At 57.4% G+C, this 7663-nt stretch carries 5 protein-coding genes; all 5 read left to right on the top strand.

Going from position 1 to position 7663, the window contains the following annotated elements; all coding sequences use genetic code 11:
* Nucleotides 1–72: 72 nt before the first annotated feature.
* Nucleotides 73–708 carry an ATP-dependent Clp endopeptidase proteolytic subunit ClpP gene (gene clpP / locus D8U71_RS00825; RefSeq protein WP_016775336.1) on the top strand — a complete coding sequence of 212 codons (636 nt, stop codon included), beginning with the start codon at nucleotides 73–75 and terminating at the stop codon, nucleotides 706–708.
* A gap of 112 nt (nucleotides 709–820) precedes the next feature.
* Nucleotides 821–2104: an ATP-dependent Clp protease ATP-binding subunit ClpX gene (gene clpX / locus D8U71_RS00830; RefSeq protein WP_016775335.1), complete on the top strand. Its 1284-nt coding sequence runs from the start codon at nucleotides 821–823 to the stop codon at nucleotides 2102–2104.
* Nucleotides 2105–2267: 163 nt separating this feature from the next.
* Complete coding sequence (gene lon / locus D8U71_RS00835; protein WP_016775334.1) at nucleotides 2268–4664, top strand: endopeptidase La; 2397 nt, start codon at nucleotides 2268–2270, stop codon at nucleotides 4662–4664.
* A gap of 149 nt (nucleotides 4665–4813) precedes the next feature.
* Nucleotides 4814–5086 (top strand): HU family DNA-binding protein, encoded by a 273-nt coding sequence (locus D8U71_RS00840; protein WP_016775333.1) that lies wholly within the window; start codon nucleotides 4814–4816, stop codon nucleotides 5084–5086.
* Nucleotides 5087–5313: 227 nt separating this feature from the next.
* Nucleotides 5314–7185: a SurA N-terminal domain-containing protein gene (locus D8U71_RS00845; protein WP_110646902.1), complete on the top strand. Its 1872-nt coding sequence runs from the start codon at nucleotides 5314–5316 to the stop codon at nucleotides 7183–7185.
* Nucleotides 7186–7663 lie beyond the last annotated feature (478 nt).

The raw sequence follows: 7663 nt of genomic DNA on the forward strand, positions 1-7663 counted from the left end.
CACACCATAAGCCAGCTCTCGAGCTGGCTTATGCGTATTCAAGACATAACTATTTGGGAGCGACTGCAGAGCATGTTCCGTAATTCTTATATTCAGCAGAACTCTGATATCCAGGCCGCTGGCGGCCTGGTCCCGATGGTTGTCGAGCAGTCCGCTCGTGGCGAACGCGCCTACGACATCTACTCGCGCCTGCTCAAGGAGCGAGTGATCTTTCTGGTGGGCCCGGTAGAGGACTACATGGCCAACCTGATCTGTGCGCAACTGCTGTTCCTTGAAGCGGAAAACCCGGACAAGGACATCCATCTGTACATCAACTCGCCGGGCGGTTCGGTGACTGCCGGCATGTCGATCTACGACACCATGCAGTTCATCAAGCCGAACGTATCGACCACCTGCATCGGTCAGGCCTGCAGCATGGGTGCATTCCTGCTCACCGCAGGTGCACCGGGCAAGCGTTTCTGCCTGCCGAACTCGCGCGTGATGATTCACCAGCCACTGGGCGGTTTCCAGGGCCAGGCGTCGGACATCGAAATCCACGCCAAGGAAATCCTCTTCATCCGCGAGCGTCTGAACATGCTGATGGCCAAGCACAGCGGCCGTACTCTGGAAGAAATCGAGCGCGATACCAATCGCGACAACTTCATGAGTGCCGAAGCTGCGAAGGAATACGGCCTGATCGACGAAGTGATCAACCAGCGTCCAGCTTAATATAAGCAGCGCAAAACAGGCCTGATCGGCACGTCCGATCAGCGGCGGGCTTGAAAAAGCCCGCAATAGCCTTCATCTTGTGTTGCAAGCCTATCGGATTTGGATCGAACGAATGACTGACACCCGCAACGGCGAGGACAACGGCAAGCTGCTCTATTGCTCCTTCTGTGGCAAAAGCCAGCATGAAGTGCGCAAATTGATTGCCGGCCCCTCGGTCTTTATCTGCGACGAGTGCGTCGACCTGTGCAATGACATCATCCGCGAGGAGGTGCAGGAAGCACAGGCCGAAAGCAGCGCGCATAAATTGCCTTCGCCTAAAGAAATCAGCGGCATCCTTGACCAGTACGTCATTGGTCAGGAGCGTGCGAAAAAGGTTTTGGCCGTAGCGGTGTACAACCACTACAAGCGCCTGAACCAGCGTGACAAAAAGGCTGACGACGTCGAACTCGGCAAGAGCAACATCCTGCTGATCGGCCCGACAGGCTCCGGTAAAACCCTGCTGGCCGAAACACTGGCCCGCTTGCTGAACGTTCCGTTCACGATCGCTGACGCAACCACCCTCACCGAGGCAGGTTACGTGGGTGAAGATGTCGAGAACATCATTCAGAAGCTGCTGCAGAAGTGCGATTACGACGTAGAGAAAGCCCAGATGGGCATTGTCTACATCGATGAAATCGACAAGATTTCCCGCAAGTCCGACAACCCGTCGATCACCCGTGATGTTTCCGGTGAAGGCGTGCAGCAGGCCTTGCTCAAGTTGATCGAAGGCACGGTCGCTTCGGTACCGCCGCAAGGTGGCCGCAAGCATCCGCAGCAGGAATTCCTGCAGGTCGACACCCGTAACATCCTGTTCATCTGCGGTGGTGCGTTCTCCGGCCTGGAAAAGGTCATTCAGAACCGTTCCACCAAAGGCGGCATCGGCTTCAACGCCGAAGTGCGCAGCAAGGAAGAGGGCAAGAAGGTTGGTGAATCCCTGCGTGAAGTCGAGCCTGACGATCTGGTCAAGTTCGGTCTGATCCCGGAATTCGTCGGTCGTCTGCCGGTCCTGGCGACACTGGACGAGCTCGACGAGGCTGCGCTGATGCAAATCCTCACCGAGCCAAAAAATGCTCTGACCAAACAGTATGCCAAGCTGTTCGAGATGGAAGGCGTGGATCTGGAATTCCGCTCCGACGCGCTGAAATCGGTCGCCAAGCGTGCCCTGGAACGTAAAACCGGTGCCCGTGGCCTGCGTTCGATTCTCGAAGGTGTATTGCTCGACACGATGTATGAGATCCCCTCGCAGTCCGAGGTGAGCAAAGTCGTGATCGATGAAAGCGTGATCGAAGGCAAGTCCAAGCCACTGTATATCTACGAAAACAGTGAGCCGACGGCCAAGGCAGCGCCGGACGCGTAAGCGTTCACAGCGCCGCAACAAAGAAGGGGCCTTCGGGCCTCTTTTTTTTTAAGTCGTTTTTTACCTCCGCTTTGCGCTTGTTTTTTTTCGAGGCAGCCCCCATCTTGGTTTTAAGCTTAATTCCATCTGATTACGGCCATACGGCCGCCGTAGAGGCGAAATCATGAAGACAACCATCGAATTGCCTCTCCTGCCATTGCGTGATGTCGTGGTTTATCCGCACATGGTTATCCCGCTGTTCGTGGGGCGCGAGAAATCCATCGAAGCCCTCGAGGCAGCGATGACGGGTGACAAGCAGATTCTGCTGCTGGCCCAGCGAAACCCGGCTGACGATGATCCCGGTGAAGACGCTCTCTATCGCGTAGGTACAATTGCCACGGTTCTGCAACTGCTGAAGCTGCCTGACGGCACCGTCAAGGTTCTGGTCGAAGGCGAGCAGCGTGGTACTGTCGAGCGCTTCAGCGAAGTCGATGGCCACTGCCGCGCCGAAGTGTCTCTGATCGAAGAAGTCGACGCCGCCGAGCGCGAGTCGGAAGTCTTCGTGCGCACACTGCTGTCGCAGTTCGAACAATACGTCCAGCTGGGCAAGAAGGTTCCGGCTGAAGTCCTGTCGTCGCTCAACAGCATCGATGAGCCGGGTCGTCTGGTCGACACCATGGCCGCGCACATGGCGCTGAAAATCGAGCAGAAGCAGGAAATCCTCGAGATCATCGATCTGTCGGCCCGTGTCGAACACGTGCTGGCGCTGCTGGATGCCGAAATCGACCTGCTGCAGGTTGAAAAACGCATTCGCGGTCGCGTCAAAAAGCAAATGGAGCGCAGTCAGCGCGAGTACTACCTGAATGAGCAGATGAAGGCCATTCAGAAAGAACTCGGTGACGGCGACGAAGGCCACAACGAAATCGAAGAGCTGAAAAAGCGCATCGATGCTGCCGGCCTGCCGAAAGACGCGCTGGCAAAGGCGACTGCCGAGCTGAACAAGCTCAAGCAGATGTCGCCGATGTCGGCTGAAGCCACCGTGGTGCGTTCCTACATCGACTGGCTGGTGCAGGTGCCGTGGAAGGCGCAGAGCAAAGTACGCCTCGACCTGGCCCGTGCAGAAGACATTCTCGACGCCGATCACTACGGCCTCGAAGAGGTCAAGGAGCGCATCCTTGAATACCTCGCCGTGCAGAAGCGCGTGAAGAAAATCCGTGGCCCGGTGTTGTGCCTGGTCGGTCCACCAGGCGTGGGTAAAACCTCGCTGGCGGAATCGATTGCCCATGCCACCAACCGTAAATTCGTACGTATGGCCTTGGGCGGCGTGCGTGACGAAGCGGAAATTCGTGGTCACCGCCGGACCTACATCGGTTCGATGCCGGGAAGATTGATTCAAAAGATGACAAAAGTGGGCGTACGCAACCCGCTGTTCCTGCTCGATGAAATCGACAAGATGGGCAGCGACATGCGTGGCGACCCGGCGTCGGCGTTGCTGGAAGTGCTTGATCCCGAGCAAAACCACAACTTCAACGATCACTATCTGGAAGTCGATTACGACCTCTCTGATGTGATGTTCCTGTGCACCTCGAACTCGATGAACATCCCGCCAGCGCTGCTGGACCGGATGGAAGTCATCCGTCTGCCGGGTTACACCGAAGACGAGAAGATCAACATCGCCGTGAAATACCTCTCGCCGAAACAGATCGCCGCCAATGGTCTGAAGAAGGGCGAGCTGGAGTTCGACGAGGAAGCCATCCGCGACATCATCCGTTATTACACCCGTGAAGCGGGCGTGCGGGGCCTCGAGCGGCAGATCGCCAAGGTCTGCCGCAAGGCAGTGAAAGAGCATGCGCTGGAAAAACGCTTCTCGGTAAAAGTGACAGCTGATCTGCTCGAGCATTTCCTCGGCGTGCGCAAGTTCCGCTACGGCCTGGCCGAGCAGCAGGATCAGGTGGGGCAGGTGACTGGCCTGGCGTGGACTCAGGTTGGCGGCGAATTGCTGACCATCGAAGCCGCAGTGATTCCGGGTAAAGGGCAACTGATCAAGACCGGTTCGCTCGGTGATGTGATGGTCGAATCGATCACTGCCGCACAGACCGTTGTGCGCAGCCGCGCCAAGAGCCTGGGCATCCCGCTGGACTTCCACGAGAAGCGCGACACCCATATTCACATGCCGGAAGGTGCTACGCCGAAAGACGGCCCTAGCGCTGGCGTGGGCATGTGCACCGCGCTGGTCTCGGCATTGACCGGCATTCCGGTGCGCGCCGATGTCGCCATGACCGGTGAGATCACTTTGCGTGGTCAGGTGTTGGCAATTGGCGGTTTGAAAGAAAAACTGCTGGCGGCACATCGCGGCGGAATCAAGATTGTGATTATTCCGGAAGAAAACGTCCGCGATCTGAAGGAGATTCCTGACAATATCAAGCAGGATCTGCAGATCAAACCGGTTAAATGGATTGACGAGGTCCTGCAAATTGCGCTGCAATACGCGCCGGAGCCCTTGCCGGATGTGGCTCCGGAGATAGTTGCCAAGGACGAAAAACGCGAGTCTGATGCCAAGGAAAGAATTAGCACGCATTAATACGTTTTAGCCTGGGGGGCTTTCCTTGACAGCATTTTAGAGCCCTTGTTATAAAGCGGCTCTTAAGTGTCTGTAGGCCATTCAGCACTCGTTTTTGCTTTCACCAAAAAACTTAGAAACATCTCAAAATAGATATAAGGGGACTTAGAGTGAACAAGTCGGAACTGATTGATGCTATCGCTGCATCCGCTGATATCCCGAAAGCTGCTGCTGGCCGTGCGCTGGACGCTGTAATCGAATCCGTCACTGGCGCTCTGAAGGCTGGCGACTCCGTTGTTCTGGTTGGTTTCGGTACTTTCTCCGTGACTGACCGTCCGGCTCGTACCGGTCGCAACCCGCAAACCGGCAAGTCTCTGGAAATCCCGGCTGCCAAGAAGCCAGGTTTCAAAGCCGGTAAAGCGCTGAAAGAAGCTGTTAACTGAGTTTCCAGGTTTTTACCCATCCGGGTCGGGGTCAAGCCTGACTTGGCAGCGGAGCGGTAGAGCAGGTGGCTGAAAGAGCCACCTGTAACGCCGGGATCGAGGGTTCGAGCCCTGTCCGCTCCGCCAGTTACGAGAAGGCGCATCCTCGGATGCGCCTTTCTTCTATCCGGATTCTACCCACGCTCCACGGTTGCCTAAATTGAAGTTCAACCGTTTCTGGGGGACGCATGCTGCAGAATATCAGGGACAATTCACAAGGCTGGATTGCCAAGACCATTATCGGGGTCATCGTTGCACTGATGGCCCTGACCGGTTTCGATGCCATTTTCCAGGCCACGACTCACAAGAACGAGGCGGCCAAGGTCAACGGTGACGAAATCAGCCAGAACGAGCTGAGCCAGGCCGTTGATATGCAACGCCGTCAGCTGATGCAACAGCTGGGCAAGGACTTCGATGCTTCCTTGCTCGACGAAAAGATGCTGCGCGAATCGGCGCTCAAAGGCCTGATCGACCGCAAGTTGCTGCTGCAAGGCGCCGAACAGGCGAAGTTCTCGTTCTCCGAAGCCGCGCTGGATCAAGTGATCCTGCAGACGCCTGAATTCCAGGTCGATGGCAAGTTCAGCTCCGAGCGTTTCGACCAGGTGATCCGTCAACTGGGCTACAGCCGCATGCAGTTCCGCCAGATGCTGGCTCAGGAAATGCTCATCGGCCAATTGCGCGCTGGCGTTGCCGGCAGCGGTTTCGTCACCGACGCCGAAGTGCTGGCATTCGCCCGTCTGGAAAAACAGACCCGTGATTTCGCCACTCTGAACGTCAAGGCCGACCCGGCTGCGGTCAAGCTGACCGATGACGAGGTCAAGGCTTACTACGACGAACACGCCAAGGAATTCATGACGCCGGATCAGGTGATCATCGATTACGTCGAGCTGAAGAAGTCGTCGTTCTTTGATCAGGTTGCGGTCAAGGATGAAGACCTTGAGGCGGCGTACCAGAAAGAGATCGCCAACCTGGCGGAACAGCGTCGTGCCGCGCACATCCTCATCGAAGTGAACGACAAGACTACCGAAGCGCAGGCTAAGGCGAAGATCGACGAAGTCCAGGCGCGTCTGGCCAAGGGCGAGAAGTTCGAAGCGCTGGCCAAAGAGTTCTCGCAGGACCCGGGTTCCGCCAACAATGGCGGTGACCTTGGTTATGCCGGTCCTGGCGTTTACGATCCAGCTTTTGAAAAAGCGCTGTACTCCTTGTCGAAAGACCAGGTGTCCGAGCCGATTCGTACCGACTTCGGTTATCACCTGATCAAGCTGTTGGGCGTGGAAGCGCCTGAAGTGCCGACCCTGGCCAGCCTGAAAGACAAGCTGACCCGCGAGCTGAAAGCCGCTCAGGTCGAGCAGCGTTTCGTTGAGGCGACCAAGCAACTGGAAGACTCGGCGTTCGAAGCCTCTGACTTGGCGCAGCCAGCAGCGGATCTGAAACTGACCGTGCACACTTCCAAACCGTTCGGCCGTGAAGGTGGCGAAGGTGTTGCAGCCAACCGTGCCGTGGTCACTGCCGCTTTCAGTCCGGAAGTGATTGATGAAGGTGCCAACAGCACCGCCATCGAGCTGGACCCGGAAACCGTGATCGTGCTGCGTTCCAAGGAGCACCTGAAGCCTGCGCAACTGCCGCTGGAAAGTGTGAGCGCGGCGATCCGCACTCAGCTGACCAAGGAGCACGCCAGTGCCGAGGCCAAGACCCGTGCCGAGAAGCTGATCGCTGATCTGCGCGATGGCAAGGCGCCGCTGGACAAGGCCATTGACGGTCAGAACTGGAAGATCACCGAAGCGGCCACCCGTGGTCAGGAAGGGGTTGATCCGGCTGTGCTGCAGGCACTGTTCCGGATGCCGAAGCCGGCTGCCAAGGACAAGCCGACGTTCTCCAGTGTTACGTTGCCGGATGGCAGTCTGATGGTTGTGCGACTCAACGGTGTTAACGAAGCTGCCGCGCCTACTGATGAAGAGAAGGCGCAATATCGTCGCTTCCTGGCTTCCCGTGAAGGGCAGCAGGACTTTGCGGCGTATCGCAAGCAGTTGGAAGCTGAGGCGGAGATCGAGCGGTTCTGATCTTTTGACTGACGTTTGAAGGAGCCCCGGCCTGGTTGGTCGGGGCTTTTTTGTTTTTGGTGGCTTGGCGGCCTTTGGGCCGGCCATGCTCTGGGTGGTTTGGGTGAATATCCGTTGCTGCGGGGTTGCTGATTACGGTTCCGCCCTTACGGCGGGTCACCTTTTCCAAACGCCGAAAAGGTAACCGAAAAGGCTTGCTCCTACGTTCGGCCCTCGCAGGCTCGGGTTCCTTCGCTGCGGGATCGATCCGGGCGCAGCGGCTCCGGTTTGCTTCGCTGCACCTCCTTCCGCTGTGTCTGGCTGCGCCAGACGGTCGCTACGCTCCCACCCCCGGATCAATCCCTCCGCTCAGCCTTCCGACGTCGCCGGTGGATCAAGATCAAAAAGCACTCGAGCTTGCGCTCATTGTTGAGTGGGGCGGCTTTGCCGCGGGCAGCTGCGCTGCTTTGCTTTTCTGTGGGAGCGAGCCTGCTCGCGA

Source organism: Pseudomonas sp. Sample_21, from assembly GCF_004307525.1.
Taxonomy (GTDB): domain Bacteria; phylum Pseudomonadota; class Gammaproteobacteria; order Pseudomonadales; family Pseudomonadaceae; genus Aquipseudomonas; species Aquipseudomonas atacamensis.

Excerpts from the sequence above, each read along its gene's own strand:
- clpP (WP_016775336.1), top strand. The coding sequence starts at position 73 with ATGTTCCGTAATTCTTATATTCAGCAGAACTCTGATATCCAGGCCGCT.
- clpX (WP_016775335.1), top strand. The coding sequence starts at position 821 with ATGACTGACACCCGCAACGGCGAGGACAACGGCAAGCTGCTCTATTGC.
- lon (WP_016775334.1), top strand. The coding sequence starts at position 2,268 with ATGAAGACAACCATCGAATTGCCTCTCCTGCCATTGCGTGATGTCGTG.
- D8U71_RS00845 (WP_110646902.1), top strand. The coding sequence starts at position 5,314 with ATGCTGCAGAATATCAGGGACAATTCACAAGGCTGGATTGCCAAGACC.